This is a genomic window from Pseudomonas sp. XWY-1 (assembly GCF_002953115.1).
In the GTDB taxonomy this organism is placed as follows: domain Bacteria; phylum Pseudomonadota; class Gammaproteobacteria; order Pseudomonadales; family Pseudomonadaceae; genus Aquipseudomonas; species Aquipseudomonas alloputida.
Genome location: NZ_CP026332.1, coordinates 661,822 through 682,027, shown reverse-complemented (window position 1 = coordinate 682,027; position 20,206 = coordinate 661,822). Strand labels below are relative to the sequence as shown.

Genomic DNA, 20,206 nt, shown 5'->3' with positions numbered 1-20,206 from the left:
ATGACCCAGAAAACCGCGATTGGCGAACTCACCGCCGTCGAACTGCTCGAACTGTACCAGCGCCGCCAGTTGTCACCCGTCGAGGTGGTCGAGGATGTGCTGGCGCGCATCGACCTGCATAACCCGGCGGTCAACGCCTTCTGCCATGTCGACGGCGAAGGCGCCCGCGCCGCCGCCCGCGCCAGCGAACAGCGCTGGCAGCGCGGCGAGCCCTGTGGCCGACTGGATGGCGTACCCGCCTCGATCAAGGACCTGACCCTGACCCGCGGCATGCCTACCCGCAAGGGCTCGCGTACTACCTCGGGTGCCGGGCCGTGGGAAACCGATGCGCCCTTCAGTGCCTTCATGCGTGAAGCCGGTGCAGTGCTGGTGGGCAAGACCACCACGCCAGAGTTCGGCTGGAAAGGCGTGACCGACAACCCGCTGTACGGCATTACCCGCAACCCGTGGGATACCAGGCTGACTGCCGGTGGTTCGTCTGGTGGTGCTGCGGCAGCCGCCGCGCTGAACCTGGGGGTACTGCATCAGGGCAGCGATGCCGGTGGTTCGATTCGCATCCCCTGCGCCTTTACCGGCACCTTCGGCATCAAACCGACCTTCGGCTATGTGCCGCAATGGCCGGCCAGCGCCATGACCGTGCTGTCGCACCTGGGGCCGATGACGCGTACCGTGGACGATTCGGTGCTGATGCTCGACTGCGTAGCGCGCCCCGATGCCCGCGACGGTTTGGCCGGCGCACCCCGGCAGGCGCCGTGGCTCAGCCAGCAGCAAGATCTGAGCGGCCTGCGCATCGCCTACAGCGCCAACTTCGGTTACGTGCAGGTCGACCCACAGATCCAGGCACTGGTGGCGCAAGCGGTGCAGCGCCTGGCGCGGCTGGGTGCGCAGGTAGAGGAAGTGGACCCGGGCTTCAGCGACCCGCTGGAAACCTTCAACACCCTGTGGTTTGCCGGTGCGGCGCGGTTGGCAAGTGCCTTGAGCGATGAGCAGAAAGCGTTGCTTGACCCGGGGCTGCGCTGGATTGCCGAACAAGGTGCACAGATCAGCCTTGGCGAATACACCCAGGCGCTTGAGGCACGGGCAGAATTGATTGCGAAGATGAATGCCTTTCATCAGCGATATGACGTGCTGGTATCGCCGATGCTGCCGTTGGTGGCGTTCGAGGCCGGACACAACGTGCCGCCTGGGTCGGGGATGGCGCAATGGATGGAGTGGACGCCGTTCAGCTATCCCTTCAACCTGACCCAACAGCCGGCGGCCTCGGTACCCTGCGGGTTCACCCGCGAGGGGTTGCCGGTGGGCCTGCAGGTGGTGGCCGGGCGCTTTGCCGATGAGCAAGTGCTGCGGGTGTGCAAGGTGTATGAGCAGCATTATCCGACCCGGCACCTGCAAGCACCGATTACTGGCTGAAATCTGTGTTGGTTTCTGCGGCCCTTTCGCGGGTGAACCCGCTCCTACACGCACCGATTACTGGCTGTAATTTGTGTTGGCTTTTGCGGCCCGTTCGCGGGTAAACCCGCTCGTGTAGGAGCGGGTTTACCCGCGAAGAGGTCCTCAGCCCAAACGCCCTTCTGGCGCATACGGCGCCGGGTCGATAATCGGCTCGGCCCCTGTCAGCAAATCGGTAAACAGCTGGCACGAAGCCGGCGCCAGCACCAGCCCATTGCGATAATGCCCGCAGTTCAGCCACAACCCTTCATGCCCTGGCACAGGCCCAATATAAGGGATGCCTTCTGGCGACCCCGGCCGCAGTCCCGCCCAGTGCGCCACCACTGTCGCGCCTTCAAGCTCTGGCAACAACTCCACCGCCGATGCTTTCAGGCTTTCCAGCGCATCCCCGGTCGGGGTCTTGTCATACCCGGCGTGTTCCAGCGTGCTCCCCACCAGAATGTGCCCGTCACGTCGCGGGATTGCATAGCGCCCCTTGGCCAGCACCATGCTCGGCAAGAAGTCTTCAGCGCACTTGAACAGGATCATCTGGCCCTTCACGGGCTCCACCGGCAGTTCAAGGCCAAGGGTACGCAACAGGTCGCCACTCCAGGCGCCTGCGCTGAGCACAACCTCATCCGCCGCCAGTACCCCATCTGCCGTCTGTACACCGGTCACGCGCCCCTTTTCCTGCACGAAGCCGGTGATCTGGCAGTGTTCGCGCAAGCTCACGTTCGGCAGCGCCAGCAACGCCGCCTTCAGCGACTTGACCAAGCGTGGGTTGCGCACATTGGCCACACCAGCCATGTAGATGGCGTGCTTGAAGCCCGGGCCCAGCACCGGCACCGCATCGTAGGCCGCCGAAATATCCACGGCACTGAGCGGCCGCTGCTCGCGCGCGGCCCAGGCCAACGCTTCGGCCTCGTCGTCCAGGTCGAGCCAGTACAGCCCGGTGGTGTGAACTTCCGGGTCGACACCGGTGCTGGCGAACAGACGCTCGCCCAGCTGTGGATAAAAGTCCTGCGACCAGTGCGCCAGAGCGGTCACTGCGGGGCTGTAGCGCCATGGGTACAACGGCGAGACAATGCCTCCGCCAGCCCAGGACGACTCTCGGCCAACCTCGCCCTGATCGCACACCACCACCTGGCCGACCTTGGCTGCCAGGTTGAATGCCGTCAGCAGGCCGATCACCCCGCCGCCAACCACCACTACTTGCTTGCTCATCTGTCGATCCAACACCTGAAGTAAAACCGCGATGCACCGGGCATCATTGAACCTTCAACTTCCCCAACAGTGCGTGCTGTGCTCAACGGCGCCCGGATTGTGCTGCACGCCAGCCTGGTCGAGCTGGAAATCGCCACAGCCATCCTGTGCCATCAGCCCATGCGGTAGCCGCCGGGCGCGCAGCGTGAAGGTGTCACTGTCGCGCTGGGCCTGAAGGCTGTAGTAGCGGGTACCTTCGGGCAAGACCAGGTCGCCCTCGGCGTATTGGCCAGTGCGCACGCGGTGGCGCTCCAGGCGCAGGGCGGCATCATGCAGCAGGCCAATTACTTCGCTGCGCGCGGCTCGCCGAAGCTGGTCGCTGTAACTGGGGTAGGCAATGGCTGCCAGAATGCCGGTCACGGCCAGCACAATCAACAACTCGATCAGGCTCAAGCCTTGCTGCATGTCAGTCTCCTCGCAATCTTTGCCGCCAGGTGATGCGTTGGGTTTGATTGCCGACCACGGCGTAGACCGCTTCCAGCACATGCCGTGAGCGGCTTTGCTTGCTGACGGCGGTAATCCGGAACAGGCTAACCGGCTGCCCTTCGGGCATGTGCGCGGCACGTTCGCTGATACCCAGGTTCTGCAGCTGGAAAAAGCCGGTCTGGGTACTTTGCCACTGCCCAATCAGATCGTGCGGCCTGGGCGGTGGCAGGCACGCGTTACAAACGTCAGGGGGCGCCCGTTCAAGTTCGCGTACCCCGGCCAGCAAAGTGGCCTCAGCCTCTTCCAGCGCCATCAGGCCATCGCTCAGGTAGCCGGTCATTCGCGTTTCCACCAGCGCGTCGCGCAGGGCAGATGTGGCAAGCAGGCCCAGCAGGACGCTCAGGACCAAGGCCAGTAGAAGAACCACGCCACGCTGGTGAGTCATGAAGCGGGGACCGGGTTGCGGATTGCGACGCTCAACTCATGGCGCTGCTGAACCTTGAGCGTGGGTTCGTAGAGCGTCAGGCTGATATCCACCCGTTCTCCCCCCACCATCTGCACACGCTCCACACGCATCGCCTGCACATTATCAACCAACGGTTGAAATTTGCTGTTTCCGCGTTTGAACCTCAGCTTATCGTCCTGGAGCTGGTAGACATACCTGCTGACCGGGTACACCAGTAGGTCCCCAGCCTTGCGCGCTGCATCGACAGACACTTCGGTCAGGCAATTGGTGTGCAGAAACCAGTCAGGTCGGCCAGCTTGCCCAGGCAACTCCGCCACGATCAGGCTGAGGGTGGACGCTTCGATCACCAGGGGGCGAGCGAAGACCTGCTGTAATGCCGGGTCATCGAAATCGGAAGATTTCAGGCGCAAACAGCCAAACATGCCGGCCATGCGAATATCCTGGGCCATGCGCAGCAATGCCTGCCGCGCCTCATCCTGCATGCGCAGCGCAGTACTTTGCAGGCGCCAGGCCTGGTGAGCCGATGCAAAGAGCTGACTGGCGGCCGCCAACAACATCAACCCGATAGTCAGCGCCAACATCAGCTCAACCAAACCAAAACCACGTTGGCCGCGCCTCATCGACGCCCCCGTTCATGCTCGCTGTGCGCCGCCATTGCCGCCTGCCCATTGCGACGCGCGCTGTCCACAGCCTGCAATGCCTGCAGTTGCAGCCCCGCTGCGGCGAACATACCCACGGCCACGACCACAACCGCCAACAACACTTCCAGAAGCGTCATGCCCCCTTGCCTTGCGTGCATCCCTGCACCTCCTGCGACTTTTCCCGTCATTGCTTTCAACTTGGGCGACTGGACCTCTTGTCCAACCGCCAGGAAGCTATAGCCAAGCACGTCCAGGAAGGAATGCACGGTGAAGCAACGCGGCGTAACACTGATACAAATGATGTCAGCCTTGGCCGTGGCGGTCTTGCTGACCCAACTGGGCATGCCGGCCTACGCCAGAATGAGCGATGACCTGCACCGAGCGGCGGCTGCCCGTGATCTGGCACAGGCGCTGCGCAGTGCACGCAGCCATGCGCTGTTGCAGGGTCAGCCGGTGCTGGTGCTGGCGCTGGACGGTAATTGGGGGAATGGTTGGCGGGTAGTGCTGGAGCATAACCGGCAGGTGCTGCGCGAACAGCGCCTTTCAAAGCCGCTGAAAATAACCAGCAATCGCGGTGAGCAGTTCAAATTCAGTGCGCTGGGCGTGCCCATGACGTCGGGCAACAGCTGGTTGGGCGCAAAACTGGAAATGTGCGAACGCGCCGCTGCTCGCAGCCGATATCAGGTGGTGCTGGCATCAAGCGGCAGAGTCAGGTTGCTTACGGAGGACCTGAGCAATGACCGCTGCTAGCGCGGTCATTGCAGGAGCGGTCTTGTGTCGCGCAAGGGCTGCAACGCAGCCCCTGCATTGGCGGCGGTGCTGCCCGTCAGATCAGCGAGCGAACCCGCAGCTCTTTGGGCATTGAAAAGGTGATGTTCTCTTCGCGCCCGTCCAGCTCTTCAGCGCCAGTGGCGCCCCAGGCCTTGAGCTGTTCGATCACGCCACGCACCAGCACTTCGGGCGCAGAAGCACCGGCGGTGATGCCGATGCGCGCGGCCTGGTCAAACCAGCCGCGTTGCAGGTCCTCGGCACCGTCGATCAGGTAGGCCGGGGTGCCCATGCGCTCAGCCAGCTCACGCAAACGGTTGGAGTTGGAACTGTTCGGGCTGCCGACCACCAGCACCACGTCGCTCTCGCCGGCCAGTTGCTTGACGGCATCCTGGCGGTTCTGGGTGGCGTAGCAGATGTCGTCCTTGCGCGGGCCGCCGATGTTCGGGAAGCGCGCACGCAGCGCATCGATGACGCGGCTGGTGTCGTCCATCGACAGTGTTGTCTGGGTGACGAAAGCCAGGTGGTCCGGGTCGCGCACCTGCAGGTTGGCCACATCTTCCTCGTCTTCGACAAGGTAGATGGCGCCGCCGTTGCTGGCATCGTACTGGCCCATGGTGCCTTCGACTTCCGGGTGCCCTTCGTGGCCGATGAGAATGCACTCACGGCCATCGCGGCTGTACTTGGCCACTTCGATGTGAACCTTGGTCACCAGCGGGCAAGTGGCATCGAACACTTTCAGGCCACGGCCAGCAGCTTCCTGGCGCACGGCCTGGGAAACACCGTGGGCACTGAAGATGACGATGACATCATCCGGCACCTGGTCCAGCTCTTCGACAAAGATGGCGCCGCGGTTACGCAAGTCTTCCACCACGAACTTGTTGTGCACCACTTCGTGGCGCACATAGATCGGCGGGCCGAAGACTTCCAGCGCGCGGTTGACGATCTCGATCGCCCGGTCGACCCCGGCGCAGAAGCCGCGAGGGTTGGCGAGTTTGATTTGCATGCTCGGCTCCAGGCTTACAGGGCCTTCACCTCGAGGATCTCCACCTCGAAGGTCAGGGTCTTGCCAGCCAGTGGGTGATTGAAGTCGATGGTGACCTGGTCGTCATCGAACGCTTTGACCACACCCGGCAGCTCGGTGTTGGCGGCGTCGTTGAAGATGATCAGCAGCCCTTCGGACAACTCCATGCCTTCGAAGTTGGACCTCGGCATGACCTGCACGTTCTGCGGGTTAGGCTGGCCGAAGGCGTTCTCCGGGGCCACTGCCACGGTGCGCTTGTCACCGGCCTTGAAGCCGAACAGGGCGTTTTCAAAGCCCGGCAGCAGGTTGCCATCACCTACTTTGAAAGTAGCCGGGGCCTTATCGAACGTGCTGTCGACGGTGTCGCCGTTTTCCAGGTGCAGCGCGAAGTGCAGGGTGACTTCGGTGTTCTGGCCGATACGGGTGTCAGTCATGGACCGGATCCTCGGACTTCTTGCTCTTGAACATATCCAGCGCCAGCATCACCGCACCAACGGTGATGGCGCTGTCGGCCACGTTGAAGGCCGGGAAGTAATGGCGGTTCTGCCAGTGCACCAGGATGAAGTCGACTACGTGGCCCAGCACGATGCGGTCGTACAGGTTGCCAATCGCCCCACCCAGCACCAGCGCCAGCGCCACGGCCAGCCAAGTCTCGTTGCGCCCCAGGCGCTTGAGCCAGACGACCAGTACCGCGCTGACCACCACGGCGATCAGGGCGAACAACCAGCGCTGCCAACCCGCTCCGTCAGCCAGGAAGCTGAACGCGGCACCGGTGTTGTAGGCCAGGGTCCAGCTGAAGTAGTCAGGAATGACCACGATCTGCTGGTACATGGTCAGGGCGTTGTTGAAGTACAGCTTGGTGGCCTGGTCGATGACCAGGACCAGCAAGCTCAGCCACAGCCATGCAAGGCGCCCGAAGCGCCCCGCTGCAGGGTTAGGCATAGTGGCGCACCTCACCCGAGCCTGTCAGGTTGTCGACGCAACGGCCGCAGATTTCCGGGTGCTCCGGATGGCTGCCGACGTCGGCGCGGAAGTGCCAGCAACGGCCGCACTTGGTGTGGCCGGACTTGACCACTTGCAGCTTGAGGCCTTCGACTTCGGTGGCTACCGCTTCGGCCGGCGCCTGTGCGAACGGCACCACGCTGGCGGCCGAGGTGATCAGCACGAAGCGCAACTCGTCGCCCAGCTTGCCCAGGTCGGCACTCAGGCCTTCGTCGGCGTACAGGGTCACTTCGGCTTGCAGGTTGCCGCCGATGACCTTGGCGGTGCGCTGGTTTTCCAGCTCCTTGTTGACCGATGCCTTCACTGCCATCACGCGGTCCCAGTAGGCGCGGTCCAACTCGGTGCCTTCCGGCAGCTCGCTCAGGCCTTGGTACCAGCCGTTGAGCATTACCGACTCGTTGCGCTCGCCCGGCAGGTACTGCCAGATTTCGTCGGCGGTGAATGCCAGGATCGGCGCGATCCAGCGCACCAGCGCCTCGCTGATGTGGTACAGCGCAGTCTGGCAGGAACGGCGGGCGACACTGTTGGCGCCGGTGGTGTACTGGCGGTCCTTGATGATGTCGAGATAGAAGCCGCCCAGCTCCTGTACGCAGAAGTTGTGCACTTTGGAGTAGACGTTCCAGAAACGGTACTCGCTGTAGTGCTCTTCCAGTTCGCGTTGCAGCAGCAGGGTACGGTCCACGGCCCAGCGGTCCAGCGCCAGCATGTCTTCCGGTGCCAGCAGGTCGCGGGCCGGGTCGAAGCCGGACAGGTTGGACAGCAGGAAGCGGGCGGTATTGCGGATACGCCGGTAGGCGTCGGCACTGCGCTGCAGGATCTGCTCGGAAACGGCCATTTCACCGGAATAGTCGGTGGCCGAAACCCACAGGCGCAGGATATCGGCACCCAGGGTGTTGTTGACCTTCTCCGGCTCGATGGTGTTGCCCAGCGACTTGGACATCTTGCGGCCGTTCTCGTCCACGGTGAAGCCGTGGGTCAACAACTCGCGGTATGGCGCATGGTTATCGATGGCGCAACCGGTCAGCAAGGACGAGTGGAACCAGCCGCGGTGCTGGTCGGAACCTTCCAGGTACAGATCGGCGCGCGGGCCGGTGGCGTGGCCGATGTCGTGCGAGCCACGCAGTACGTGCCAGTGAGTGGTGCCCGAGTCGAACCACACGTCGAGGGTGTCGGCGATCTTGTCGTACTGGTCGGCTTCAGCGCCCAGCAGTTCGGCGGCGTCCAGCTTGAACCAGGCCTCGATGCCTTGCTGCTCGACACGCTTGGCCACTTCTTCCATCAGTTCGACAGTGCGCGGATGCAGCTCGCCGGTCTGCTTGTGCAGGAAGAACGGGATCGGCACACCCCAGTTGCGCTGACGCGAGATGCACCAGTCCGGGCGGTTGGCGATCATCGCGTGCAGGCGCGCCTGGCCCCAGGCCGGGACGAACTTGGTGTCTTCGATGGCTTTCAGCGCACGCTCACGCAGCGGCTCGCCGGTGCTCGGCTGCTTGTCCATGCCCACGAACCACTGCGCGGTGGCGCGGTAGATCAGCGGGGTCTTGTGGCGCCAGCAGTGCATGTAGCTGTGGCTGATGGTTTCGGTGTGCATCAGCGCACCGACTTCGCTCAGCTTCTCGACGATGGCCGGGTTGGCCTTCCAGATGAACTGGCCGCCGAAGAATGGCAGCGAGTCGACATACACGCCGTTGCTCTGCACCGGGGTAAGGATGTCGTCGTTGACCATGCCGTAGCGCTTGCAGGTGACGAAGTCGTCTTCACCGTAGGCTGGCGAGGAATGCACCACGCCGGTACCGGCGCCCAGCTCGACGTAGTCGGCCAGGTAGATTGGCGACAGGCGATCGTAGAACGGATGGCGGAAGTTGATCAGCTCCAGCGCCGAACCTTGGGTGGTGGCAACGACCGAACCTTCCAGGTTGTAGCGCTTCAGGCACGACTCGACCAGCTCTTCAGCCAGCACCAGCAGGCGCTCGCCGGTGTCGACCAGGGCGTACTTGAATTCCGGGTGGATGTTCAGGGCCTGGTTGGCCGGGATGGTCCACGGGGTGGTGGTCCAGATCACGATGGCGGCCGGCTTGGCCAGCGAGGCCAGGCCGAAAGCGGCGGCCAGCTTGGCTTCATCGGCAACCGGGAAGGCCACGTCGATGGTCTGCGACTTCTTGTCGGCGTACTCGACTTCCGCTTCAGCCAGCGCCGAACCGCAATCAAAGCACCAGTTCACCGGCTTCAGGCCCTTGAACACGAAGCCTTGCTTGACCATCTCGGCCAGGGCGCGGATTTCACCGGCCTCGTTGGCGAAGTTCATGGTCTTGTATGGGTTGTCCCAGTCACCCAGCACGCCCAGGCGGATGAACTCGGTCTTCTGCCCTTCGATCTGCTCGGCAGCGTACTCGCGGCACAGCTCGCGGGTACGGTCGGCGGAAAGGTGCTTGCCGTGGGTAACCTCGACCTTGTGCTCGATCGGCAGGCCGTGGCAGTCCCAACCTGGCACGTACGGCGCATCGAAGCCGGCCAGGGTCTTGGAACGGACGATCATGTCCTTGAGGATCTTGTTCAGCGCATGACCGATGTGAATCTTGCCGTTGGCATAGGGCGGGCCGTCGTGCAGGACGAACTTGGGACGATCCTTGCCAATTTCGCGCAGCTTCTGGTACAGGCCAATGCTGTCCCAGCGCTGCAGGATCTGCGGTTCGCGCTGAGGCAGGCCGGCCTTCATGGGGAAGGCGGTGTCCGGAAGGTTAAGCGTGGCTTTGTAGTCGGTCATTTCAGGCTCTTCGTTAGCGGTTGAGCGTGCCAATGTGCACGTGCGGCGGCGATATCCGCATCGATCGCCGACTTCAGCGCCTCCAGGGAGGCGAATCGCTGCTCTTCACGCAGCTTGTGGTGGAACTCCACCGTCAGGCGCCGGCCGTAAAGATCGCCGGCAAAGTCCAGAAGATGAATCTCCAGGTGCGGGCGCCCATCACCGGCAACGGTGGGGCGCACGCCGATATTGCCGACACCCGGCCAAGCTTTGCCGTCGATCACGATGCTGGCCAGGTATACCCCGGACAGCGGCACGCGGCGGCGCTTGAGCTGGATGTTGGCGGTTGGTGTGCCGAGCTGGCGGGCCAGCTTCTGGCCGTGCAGCACGCGGCCTGTAATGCGGTACGGGCGGCCCAGCAGGTGTTCGGCCAGTTCGAAGTCGCCCTCGGACAAGGCCTTGCGCACTTCGGTGCTGCTGACCCGCAGGCCATCCTGGATGACCGTGTTGGCGGCCTCGACGGTAAAGCCGTACGCGTTGCCGGCCTCGACCAGGAAAGCGAAGTCGCCAGCGCGGTCGCAGCCGAAGCGGAAGTCATCGCCCACTTCGAGATGACGCACGCCCAGGCCGTCGACCAGGATGGCCTTGACGAAGGCATCGGCACTGAGCTTGCTCAGACGCTGGTTGAACGCCAGGCACAGCACCCGGTCGATGCCTTCGGTCGCCAGCAGCTCGATCTTGTCGCGCAGCCGGGCCAGGCGCGCTGGCGCGGTATCGGGTGCGAAGTACTCGCGTGGTTGCGGTTCGAAGATCACCACGCAGGTCGGCAGGCCCAAGGCCTGACCGCGCTCGCGCAGGCGCGCCAGGATTGCCTGGTGGCCGCGGTGAACCCCGTCGAAGTTGCCAATGGTGGCGACACAGCCCCGGTGCTCGGGGCGCAGGTTGTGAAGACCTCGAACCAGCTGCATAACGCGCTTCTTGCTCATAAAGTGGCCGATTATAACCACACCCGGGCGCTGGTGACAGGCAGCAGCGCCCAAGGGCGGCGTGGAATGCGAAAAACCGACGCCTGACCCGCCAAAAGCCTCAGTGCAAGGCCTTGCGAGCGAAATGCCGGGGCCGGAAGCCACACAGGTACAGGCAGCCAAAATACGTCACGACGCCCGCCAGGATCAGCGCCCCAAGCCGCAGGAAGCGCTCAAGCATGATGCCCTGTTCCCAGGCCGGCATATAGTGCATGCCCGCCAGCAGTACTGCCGACATCAGCGCCACCGCCAACACAAGCTTGAGCAGGAACACTGCCCAGCCAGGCTGAGGCTCGAACAGCTGCTGACTGCGCAGCTTCCAGAACAGCAAACCGGCGTTCAGGCAGGCACCGAGGCTGATCGCCAATGCCAGGCCGGCATGTGCAAGCGGGCCGACCAGGGCAAGGTTGAACAGCTGGGTGCAGACCAGGGTGAAGACTGCGATCTTCACCGGCGTGCGGATATTCTGCTGCGCGTAGAAGCCAGGTGCCAGTACCTTGATCAGAATGATCGCCAGCAAGCCCACGGAATAGGCGATCAACGCTCGCTGGGTCATGGCCGCATCAAACGCGCTGAACTTGCCATATTGAAACAGCGCAACGGTCAGCGGTTCGGCAAGAATGGCCAACGCCAGGGTGCAGGGCAGTACCAGCAGGAAGCACAGGCGCAGGCCCCAGTCGAGAATCCGTGAGTACTCCTCGCGGTCCTTGTTGGCGTAGGTCTTGGCCAGGGTCGGCAGCAGGATGGTGCCCAAGGCAACGCCCAACACACCGGAAGGCAGCTCCATGAGGCGGTCGGCGTAGTACATCCACGACACCGAGCCGGCCACCAGGAAGGAAGCGAAGATGGTGTTGATGATCAGCGAGATCTGGCTCACCGACACCCCCAGGATCGCCGGCAGCATCTGTTTCAGTACCCGCCACACACCCGCGTCCTTGAGGTTCAGGCGCGGCAGCACGAGCATGCCGATCTTCTTCAGCGCTGGCAGCTGGTACAGCAACTGCGCCAGGCCACCCGCCAGCACGCCCCAGGCCAACGCCATGATTGGCGGGTTGAAGTACGGCGTCAGCAACACGGCGAAGGCAATCATCGCCACGTTCAGCAAGGTGGGCGTGAAGGCCGGCACCGAAAAGCGGTTCCAGGTATTGAGGATCGCTCCGGCCAGGGAAGACAGCGAGATCAGGAATATATAAGGAAACGTCACCCGCAACAGGTCGGTGGTCAGCGCGTATTTTTCGGTGCTGTCGACAAAACCCGGGGCAGTCGCCCACACCACCCACGGTGCAGCGAGGATGCCGATGGCGGTCACCAGGGCCAGCACCAGGGTCAGAAGGCCGCTGACATAGGCAATGAAGGTGCGCGTCGCCTCCTCGCCTTGCTGGGTCTTGTACTCGGCCAGAATCGGCACGAAGGCCTGGGAGAATGCGCCTTCGGCGAAGATGCGCCGCAACAGGTTGGGCAGTTTGAACGCGATGAAGAAGGCATCGGTAGCGACACCAGCACCAAAGATGCGGGCCAGGATGGTGTCGCGAACAAAGCCCAGCACCCGCGAAATCATGGTGATCGAGCTTACTGCAGCCAGGGATTTGAGCAGGTTCATCGAAAAGATTCACGCCAATGACAGAGGACGCTGCCAGACAGCGTCCGAATGTGCGATACTCCCGCGCCTTCGCAGGGGAGCCAAAAATTCCCGAGTGTACAGGTCGCGCAGCAGAAAGGAATCTTTCCCGCTTGTTGGCGCACCGCTCGGCGGAACCTTGCAGGTGGCCTTGACATCCGCTCGACTGATCGGCATGATTCGCGGCCTATTTTGTTTGCTATTTACCTAAAGTCTTTCGAGGAGCTCGACGGTGGCCAACACACCTTCCGCCAAGAAACGTGCAAAACAGGCTGAGAAGCGTCGCAGCCACAACGCCAGCCTGCGTTCCATGGTCCGCACCTACATCAAGAATGTAGTTAAAGCCATCGACGCAAAAGACGCCGAAAAAGCGCAAGCCGCTTACGTTCTGGCTGTACCTGTAATCGACCGTATGGCCGACAAGGGTATCATCCACAAGAACAAGGCTGCTCGTCACAAAGGCCGTCTGAATGGCCACATCAAGGCGCTGAAAGAAGCTGCCGCTGCCTAAGCGACGCGCTAGTCGAAAAACCGACCCTAGGGTCGGTTTTTTGTTGCCTGCGATTTATGCTTGCGGGCCCAGTTCCATGTGGGACTCGATCTGTGGGAGCGGCCTTGTGTCGCGAAAGGGCTGCGGGGCAGCCCCGGCAATCTCAGCTTCTGCGCTGAGACCGAGGGGCCGCTACGCGCCCCTTTCGCGACGCAAGGCCGCTCCCACAAAAAAGCAGGGCCGCGCTTGGCGGCCCTACTTTTACATCACTTGGCGATCTGAATCTTCGGTGCCCACTGCAGCCATTCATCCTCGGCCTTTTCGAACAAGGCAAAGGTCTGCTGCGGCCGTGCCGGGTTACCCATCTGCTCGCCATCTGGCGTTGCGAAGGCGATACCGCCATCGATCAGGGTTTCCACCGACTCGGTACGCACTGTAGCGCCCTTGAACAGACCCCAGTCGAAACCGAAACCACTGCTGTTCCAGAAGCGGCTACCGCTGCGCACCAAGGCGGCATAGCGCGGCTCGATGAGGATATGAATCAGCACGCGGTCAGCGCTCTGGCCCAGCTCGAAGCCTGTCACCTTGCCCACCGTAACCTCACGATAGGTAACCGGCACACCCGGCTTGATCGAGCCGCGACGCGGTGCACTGAGCGTCAATGGCAGGCCGACCTCTGGCCCAGCTACCTCCGGTGCCTCGGCCAGGGCGATGAAATCGCGCTGTGGCCCACGGTTCTTGGCTGCTGGCTGCACTTCCAGGTACTGCCCACCTATCAAGGTGTCCAGGTTTTCAGTGCGCACCAAGCCAAGGGCTGGCTTGACCACCCAGAACTGCGTACCGGCACGGGCAATGCGATCCGCCGATTCGGTAATGCGCGCCCGTAGCAGCACCGCCTGCAGGTCATCGGTGAGGTCGACGCTCTCGATGCTGCCCACATCCAGGCCGCGGAAGCGGATGGCCGTACCCGGCTTCAGGCCATCGGCACGCTCTACACGGATGGTGATCAACGTACCCGCACGGTTCACCGCTTCCTGGCTGTCATGCAGGCGGAAGCGTGGAATGTGCCGTTTCAGCGGTACATCGGGCCGTGGTGTATCGAACGCAATACCGCCGGCCATCAGTGTTTGCAGCGACTCACTCTTGATCTTGATGCCCGACAGGCCGCCGGTCAGGGTGATCCCACTGACGTTCCAGAAGCGCGACGAACCATTGACCAGCTTCTCGTACTCCTTCTCGATATGCACACCGATCAGGATGCGGTTGCTGTTACGGGCGAACTGATAGCTCTGCACGCTACCCACCTTCACCTGGCGGTACGTCACCGGGCTGCCGATTTCCAGCGAACCCAAGGTGTCGGCGAACAACACCATGTGCAGGCCCGGCGCTTTGAGGTCGAGCGGCGGCGCCTTGGCACGCGCCTCGAACTCACGCTCTGGCCGTGCGCCCTTCTCACCAGGACGAATGGCGATGTAGTTACCTTTGACCAAGGCTTCCAGGCCAGTGATTCCCGCCAGGGAAATCGACGGTTTGACTACCCAGAACTGTGTCCCGTCTACCAGGTAGTCCTCGGTCAGTGGGTCGAGTGTCAGCTCGGCCGAAGCGCTGGCCAGGTTGTCTTCCATCTTCAGTGCTTTCAGCGAGCCCACCTGGATGCCCTTGTACATGACCGGCGTGCGACCCGCCTGCAGGCCTTCATAATCGCTCAGCTTCACTTTTACCCGGATACCCGCCTGGGCGGCATCGAAGTCCTCGTACAGACGGAACGGCAGGCTCGGATCGGTGGGAGGGCTGTCCTTGCGGTACTCCGGCGTGGCGAAGGCGATACCACCCGCCACAATGCTCGACAACGACTCACTGCGCACCTTCACACCCGAAAGCGAAGCATCGATGCTGACACCGCTGGCGTTCCAGAAACGCGTGTGCTTGCGCACCAGGCTGGCGTAGGCCGGCTCGATGAAGACTTTCACCTCTACGGTGCTCTGGTCCTCGGACAGGCGGTAGCTTTTCACCCGGCCTACCTGAATCTGTTTGTAGAACACCGGGCTGTCACGGTTGAGCGAGCCCAGCCTGTCGGCCTTGAGGGTCAGGTGCAGGCCTGGTTCAGAATCCGAGAGCGGTGGCGCCACCTTCAATGCCACAAAGCGTTTGGTACGTTCCCCCTCTCCCGGGCTAACGGCGATGTAGTTACCCGACACCAGTGTTTCAAGGCCAGATATACCGGCCAGGCTGACACTCGGCTTCACCAGCCAGAAACGCGTGCCTTTGGTTAGATGGGGCTCGGCAGCCTTGTTCATCTCGATGGTAGCGATCACCCCCTGCGTGTCGCCCTTGGCGTCGAGCACCAGGCTTTTCACCTTGCCAACCGGCATGCCTTTGTAGATGACCTCGGTCTTGTTGGCGACGATACCCTCTCCCGACTCGAAGCGGACTTCAATTTCCACGCCAGCGTCGCGGTAGGCCTGCCACGCGAGCCAGCCACCGATCATCAGCGCAATCAAAGGCAGGATCCAGATGGCCGACCAGTTCGAGGCTGGGCGGGTTTTAGCCGTTGGCAGGTCACTCATGGTCGTCATCCGACTCCGTGTTATCCCAAATCAGTCGGGGATCGAAAGTTAAAGCGGCAAGCATTGTCAGGATCACCACAGTTGCGAAGGCGACAGCGCCCAGGTTGGCTTCGACACTGGCTATTCGGCCAAAATTCACCACTGCCACCAGGATGGCAATGACGAAGATATCCAGCATGGACCAGCGCCCAATGAATTCGATGAAGCGGTACATCAATATCCGCTGCCGGGCCGAAAGCGGCTGCCGCCGCTGAACGGAGTACAACAGCAAGCCGATACCCACCAGCTTGAACGTGGGGACCAGGATACTGGCAATGAACACCACAGCCGCAATGGGCACCATGCCGTGCTTGAGCAGGGTGATGACACCGGACATGATGGTGTCCGGGCTACCCTGACCGAGGGTACTCACGGTCATGATCGGCAGTATGTTGGCCGGGATGTAGAGGATCGACGCCGCAATCAGCAACGCCCAGGTGCGCACGATACTGTTCGGCCGGCGTGCATGCACGATAGCGCCGCAACGTGTGCAGGTTTGCGAAGTGCTGTCTGGCTCTTGCCTGTTCAGCTCGTGACACTCATTGCAGACAACAATGCCTGCGTCAATCGCCCGCATGCAGGTCCTCCCCCGATAGCGCACTCCAGATCTGGTGGGGCGACATCACCACTTCGAGCCACACCTGAATCAATAACAGACTGATGAAACAGAACAGCCCAAGGCCCACGGTCAGTTCGGCCAGGTCCACCAGTTTGACGATGGCCACCAGCACCCCCATGAAATAGACCTCGAGCATGCCCCAGTCACGCAGGTGGTGATAGATGCGGTAGAAGACCAGGCCGTAGTCACGCCCGAAGTTCAAGCGGATGCTCAACAGCACGGCCAGCTGACAGAGCAGCTTCGCCAGCGGAATGACCATGCTACAGAGCAGTACCACTACGGCAACACCGCGCATTCCCGAGTTGTACAGGCCTAGCACGCCACTCCAGACCGTATCGTCCGAAGTCTGGCCAAGCAGGTGCAACTGCATGATCGGCAGGAAATTGGCCGGCACGAACAGCAAAAGGGCCGTCAGCACCAAGGCCAGGCTGCGATTGACCACATTGTGCCGGTGGGCATAGAGCTCGTAGCCGCAGCGCGGGCATTGGGCTTTCTCATCATGCTGCAGCACGGGCTTGCGCAGCAGCAGGTCGCATTCATGGCAGGCGACAAGCTCGTCCAACGGCAGCTGGGCCAGGGTTTCAGGTTCGACAGAATTGGACATAGAGCGCTTCTGTATAGGTGCGTGGGGGCTATTCTAGTGTTCTGACTCGAATTATGGGAGGCGACGTTGTCCTGAAGGGTGTGCGGGGGGCGCCCCTGCCTGGCGTTGCACCCTTCCCTTGTAGGCGCGGGTTTACCCGCGAACACCGGCAACGCCGGTGCCATCTCCGCTCCCACAGGGATTCAAGCAAGCCCAGGCTTTTTTGCCCACAAAGACAAAACCCCTACCTGCATGCGCAGATAGGGGTTTTGCGAAATGAATCTTGACGATGACCTACTCTCACATGGGGAAACCCCACACTACCATCGGCGATGCATCGTTTCACTACTGAGTTCGGGATGGGATCAGGTGGTTCCAATGCTCTATGGTCGTCAAGAAATTCTGTTGCCAGAATGTCCAGATGGACAGCCCAGCGAATCCGGATATGCGATATTTGTGGTCTTACGAATTTTCGGGTCTTTCGTCTTCACCACCGCAATCTGCGTCAGCAAATTGCTTGGGTGTTATATGGTCAAGCCTCACGGGCAATTAGTATTGGTTAGCTCAACGCCTCACAGCGCTTACACACCCAACCTATCAACGTCGTAGTCTTCGACGGCCCTTTAGGGGATTCAAGATCCCAGTGAGATCTCATCTTGAGGCAAGTTTCCCGCTTAGATGCTTTCAGCGGTTATCTCTTCCGAACATAGCTACCCGGCAATGCCACTGGCGTGACAACCGGAACACCAGAGGTTCGTCCACTCCGGTCCTCTCGTACTAGGAGCAGCCCCTCTCAAATCTCAAACGTCCACGGCAGATAGGGACCGAACTGTCTCACGACGTTCTAAACCCAGCTCGCGTACCACTTTAAATGGCGAACAGCCATACCCTTGGGACCGGCTTCAGCCCCAGGATGTGATGAGCCGACATCGAGGTGCCAAACACCGCCGTCGATATGAACTCTTGGGCGGTATCAGCCTGTTATCCCCGGAGTACCTTTTATCCGTTGAGCGATGGCCCTTCCATACAGAACCACCGGATCACTAAGACCTACTTTCGTACCTGCTCGACGTGTTTGTCTCGCAGTCAAGCGCGCTTTTGCCTTTATACTCTACGACCGATTTCCGACCGGTCTGAGCGCACCTTCGTACTCCTCCGTTACTCTTTGGGAGGAGACCGCCCCAGTCAAACTACCCACCATACACTGTCCTCGATCCGGATGACGGACCTGAGTTAGAACCTCAAAGTTGCCAGGGTGGTATTTCAAGGATGGCTCCATGAGAACTGGCGTCCCCACTTCAAAGCCTCCCACCTATCCTACACAAGCAAATTCAAAGTCCAGTGCAAAGCTATAGTAAAGGTTCACGGGGTCTTTCCGTCTAGCCGCGGATACACTGCATCTTCACAGCGATTTCAATTTCACTGAGTCTCGGGTGGAGACAGCGCCGCCATCGTTACGCCATTCGTGCAGGTCGGAACTTACCCGACAAGGAATTTCGCTACCTTAGGACCGTTATAGTTACGGCCGCCGTTTACCGGGGCTTCGATCAAGAGCTTCGCTTGCGCTAACCCCATCAATTAACCTTCCGGCACCGGGCAGGCGTCACACCCTATACGTCCACTTTCGTGTTTGCAGAGTGCTGTGTTTTTAATAAACAGTCGCAGCGGCCTGGTATCTTCGACCGGCATGGGCTTACGGAGCAAGTCCTTCACCCTCGCCGGCGCACCTTCTCCCGAAGTTACGGTGCCATTTTGCCTAGTTCCTTCACCCGAGTTCTCTCAAGCGCCTTGGTATTCTCTACCTAACCACCTGTGTCGGTTTGGGGTACGGTTCCCAGTTATCTGAAGCTTAGGAGCTTTTCTTGGAAGCATGGTATCAACCACTTCGTCGCCTAAAGGCAACTCGTCATCAGCTCTCGGCCTTGAAATCCCGGATTTGCCTAAGATTTCAGCCTACCACCTTAAACCTGGACAACCAACGCCAGGCTGGCCTAACCTTCTCCGTCCCTCCATCGCAATAACTGGAAGTACAGGAATATTAACCTGTTTTCCATCGACTACGCTTTTCAGCCTCGCCTTAGGGACCGACTAACCCTGCGTCGATTAACGTTGCGCAGGAAACCTTGGTCTTTCGGCGTGCGAGTTTTTCACTCGCATTGTCGTTACTCATGTCAGCATTCGCACTTCTGATACCTCCAGCAAGCTTCTCAACTCACCTTCACAGGCTTACAGAACGCTCCTCTACCGCATCATCGTAAGATGATACCCGTAGCTTCGGTGCATGGTTTGAGCCCCGTTACATCTTCCGCGCAGGCCGACTCGACTAGTGAGCTATTACGCTTTCTTTAAAGGGTGGCTGCTTCTAAGCCAACCTCCTAGCTGTCTAAGCCTTCCCACATCGTTTCCCACTTAACCATGACTTTGGGACCTTAGCTGACGGTCTGGGTTGTTTCCCTTTTCACGACGGACGTTAGCACCCGCCGTGTGTCTCCCATGCTCGGCACTTGTAGGTATTCGGAGTTTGCATCGGTTTGGTAAGTCGGGATGACCCCCTAGCCGAAACAGTGCTCTACCCCCTACAGTGATACATGAGGCGCTACCTAAATAGCTTTCGAGGAGAACCAGCTATCTCCGAGCTTGATTAGCCTTTCACTCCGATCCACAGGTCATCCGCTAACTTTTCAACGGTAGTCGGTTCGGTCCTCCAGTCAGTGTTACCTAACCTTCAACCTGCCCATGGATAGATCGCCCGGTTTCGGGTCTATACCCAGCGACTAAACGCCCTATTAAGACTCGCTTTCGCTACGCCTCCCCTATTCGGTTAAGCTCGCCACTGAATATAAGTCGCTGACCCATTATACAAAAGGTACGCAGTCACCTAACAAAGTAGGCTCCCACTGCTTGTACGCATACGGTTTCAGGTTCTATTTCACTCCCCTCTCCGGGGTTCTTTTCGCCTTTCCCTCACGGTACTGGTTCACTATCGGTCAGTCAGTAGTATTTAGCCTTGGAGGATGGTCCCCCCATATTCAGACAAAGTTTCTCGTGCTCCGTCCTACTCGATTTCATTGACAAGAGATTTTCGTGTACGGGGCTATCACCCACTATGGCCGCACTTTCCAGAGCGTTCCACTAATCTCAAATCAACTTAAGGGCTGGTCCCCGTTCGCTCGCCACTACTAAGGGAATCTCGGTTGATTTCTTTTCCTCAGGGTACTTAGATGTTTCAGTTCCCCTGGTTCGCCTCTTGCACCTATGTATTCAGTACAAGATAACCAGCTTATGCTGGCTGGGTTCCCCCATTCAGAGATCTCTGGATCACAGTCTGTTTGCCGACTCCCCAAAGCTTATCGCAGGCTACCACGTCTTTCATCGCCTCTGACTGCCAAGGCATCCACCGTATGCGCTTCTTCACTTGACCATATAACCCCAAGCAATCTGGTTATACTGTGAAGACGACATTCGCCGAAAATTCGTACGTTGCTCTTTCGAGCAGAACTCACA

17 protein-coding genes and 2 rRNA genes are annotated in these 20,206 nt (G+C 60.6%); 3 read left to right on the top strand and 16 right to left on the bottom strand.

Annotated features, from left to right (window positions below):
- Entirely contained in the window at positions 1 to 1,410 is a 1,410-nt protein-coding gene (locus PRJ_RS03215) for an amidase (protein WP_104960736.1), read from the top strand.
- A gap of 144 nt (positions 1,411 to 1,554) precedes the next feature.
- On the opposite strand, the gene thiO is transcribed toward PRJ_RS03215, so the two are convergent.
- The 5 genes from thiO to PRJ_RS03190 are packed head-to-tail and all read right to left on the bottom strand — an operon-like array spanning position 1,555 to position 4,382.
- Positions 1,555 to 2,652 (bottom strand): glycine oxidase ThiO, encoded by a 1,098-nt coding sequence (gene thiO, locus PRJ_RS03210; protein WP_020192259.1) that lies wholly within the window; start codon positions 2,650 to 2,652, stop codon positions 1,555 to 1,557.
- Positions 2,653 to 2,706: 54 nt separating this feature from the next.
- The gene (locus PRJ_RS03205) at positions 2,707 to 3,096 is read right to left on the bottom strand and encodes a type IV pilin protein (RefSeq protein WP_104960735.1); all 390 of its coding nucleotides are present in this window, start codon (positions 3,094 to 3,096) and stop codon (positions 2,707 to 2,709) included.
- A 1-nt stretch (position 3,097) separates the two neighbouring features.
- The gene (locus PRJ_RS03200) at positions 3,098 to 3,562 is read right to left on the bottom strand and encodes a hypothetical protein (RefSeq protein ID WP_104960734.1); all 465 of its coding nucleotides are present in this window, start codon (positions 3,560 to 3,562) and stop codon (positions 3,098 to 3,100) included.
- Positions 3,559 to 4,203 carry a PilW family protein gene (locus tag PRJ_RS03195; protein WP_104960733.1) on the bottom strand — a complete coding sequence of 215 codons (645 nt, stop codon included), beginning with the start codon at positions 4,201 to 4,203 and terminating at the stop codon, positions 3,559 to 3,561. The genes PRJ_RS03200 and PRJ_RS03195 overlap by 4 nt, the downstream gene beginning before the upstream one ends.
- Positions 4,200 to 4,382: a prepilin-type N-terminal cleavage/methylation domain-containing protein gene (locus tag PRJ_RS03190; protein ID WP_049588116.1), complete on the bottom strand. Its 183-nt coding sequence runs from the start codon at positions 4,380 to 4,382 to the stop codon at positions 4,200 to 4,202. The genes PRJ_RS03195 and PRJ_RS03190 overlap by 4 nt, the downstream gene beginning before the upstream one ends.
- 109 nt (positions 4,383 to 4,491) lie before the next feature.
- Here PRJ_RS03190 and PRJ_RS03185 point away from each other — a divergent pair, with 109 nt between their 5' ends.
- Positions 4,492 to 4,974, top strand: a complete 483-nt coding sequence (locus PRJ_RS03185) for a GspH/FimT family protein (protein WP_104960732.1) — start codon at positions 4,492 to 4,494, stop codon at positions 4,972 to 4,974.
- 76 nt (positions 4,975 to 5,050) lie between these two features.
- Here the strand turns inward: PRJ_RS03185 and ispH are convergent, their stop codons facing one another.
- The 6 genes from ispH to murJ all read right to left on the bottom strand — a co-directional run bounded on the left by ispH (position 5,051) and on the right by murJ (position 12,386).
- The gene (gene ispH / locus PRJ_RS03180) at positions 5,051 to 5,998 is read right to left on the bottom strand and encodes a 4-hydroxy-3-methylbut-2-enyl diphosphate reductase (RefSeq protein ID WP_010951872.1); all 948 of its coding nucleotides are present in this window, start codon (positions 5,996 to 5,998) and stop codon (positions 5,051 to 5,053) included.
- Between the two features lie 14 nt (positions 5,999 to 6,012).
- Positions 6,013 to 6,450, bottom strand: coding sequence for an FKBP-type peptidyl-prolyl cis-trans isomerase (fkpB, locus tag PRJ_RS03175; protein ID WP_010951871.1), 438 nt, complete (start codon positions 6,448 to 6,450; stop codon positions 6,013 to 6,015).
- On the bottom strand, positions 6,443 to 6,958 hold the full coding sequence (gene lspA, locus PRJ_RS03170) for a signal peptidase II (protein ID WP_003247609.1): 516 nt from the start codon (positions 6,956 to 6,958) through the stop codon (positions 6,443 to 6,445). The genes fkpB and lspA overlap by 8 nt, the downstream gene beginning before the upstream one ends.
- Positions 6,951 to 9,782, bottom strand: a complete 2,832-nt coding sequence (ileS, locus tag PRJ_RS03165) for an isoleucine--tRNA ligase (RefSeq protein WP_104960731.1) — start codon at positions 9,780 to 9,782, stop codon at positions 6,951 to 6,953. The genes lspA and ileS overlap by 8 nt, the downstream gene beginning before the upstream one ends.
- Positions 9,779 to 10,729 (bottom strand): bifunctional riboflavin kinase/FAD synthetase, encoded by a 951-nt coding sequence (ribF, locus tag PRJ_RS03160; RefSeq protein ID WP_010951868.1) that lies wholly within the window; start codon positions 10,727 to 10,729, stop codon positions 9,779 to 9,781. Before ribF ends, ileS begins: the two co-directional genes overlap by 4 nt.
- A 118-nt stretch (positions 10,730 to 10,847) precedes the next feature.
- Positions 10,848 to 12,386, bottom strand: coding sequence for a murein biosynthesis integral membrane protein MurJ (murJ, locus tag PRJ_RS03155; protein ID WP_104960730.1), 1,539 nt, complete (start codon positions 12,384 to 12,386; stop codon positions 10,848 to 10,850).
- A 250-nt stretch (positions 12,387 to 12,636) separates the two neighbouring features.
- Here murJ and rpsT point away from each other — a divergent pair, with 250 nt between their 5' ends.
- Positions 12,637 to 12,915, top strand: coding sequence for a 30S ribosomal protein S20 (gene rpsT, locus PRJ_RS03150; RefSeq protein WP_003247625.1), 279 nt, complete (start codon positions 12,637 to 12,639; stop codon positions 12,913 to 12,915).
- A gap of 245 nt (positions 12,916 to 13,160) precedes the next feature.
- Here the strand turns inward: rpsT and PRJ_RS03145 are convergent, their stop codons facing one another.
- From PRJ_RS03145 to PRJ_RS03125, 5 genes are all read right to left on the bottom strand, one after another.
- The gene (locus PRJ_RS03145) at positions 13,161 to 15,461 is read right to left on the bottom strand and encodes a PqiB family protein (RefSeq protein WP_029615415.1); all 2,301 of its coding nucleotides are present in this window, start codon (positions 15,459 to 15,461) and stop codon (positions 13,161 to 13,163) included.
- Positions 15,454 to 16,077: a paraquat-inducible protein A gene (locus PRJ_RS03140; RefSeq protein ID WP_014589576.1), complete on the bottom strand. Its 624-nt coding sequence runs from the start codon at positions 16,075 to 16,077 to the stop codon at positions 15,454 to 15,456. Before PRJ_RS03140 ends, PRJ_RS03145 begins: the two co-directional genes overlap by 8 nt.
- The gene (locus tag PRJ_RS03135) at positions 16,064 to 16,723 is read right to left on the bottom strand and encodes a paraquat-inducible protein A (protein WP_020190949.1); all 660 of its coding nucleotides are present in this window, start codon (positions 16,721 to 16,723) and stop codon (positions 16,064 to 16,066) included. The genes PRJ_RS03140 and PRJ_RS03135 overlap by 14 nt, the downstream gene beginning before the upstream one ends.
- A gap of 260 nt (positions 16,724 to 16,983) precedes the next feature.
- Positions 16,984 to 17,099: ribosomal RNA gene (gene rrf, locus PRJ_RS03130) — 5S ribosomal RNA — on the bottom strand.
- 131 nt (positions 17,100 to 17,230) lie between these two features.
- Positions 17,231 to 20,123: ribosomal RNA gene (locus tag PRJ_RS03125) — 23S ribosomal RNA — on the bottom strand.
- Between the last annotated feature and the right edge of the window lie 83 nt (positions 20,124 to 20,206).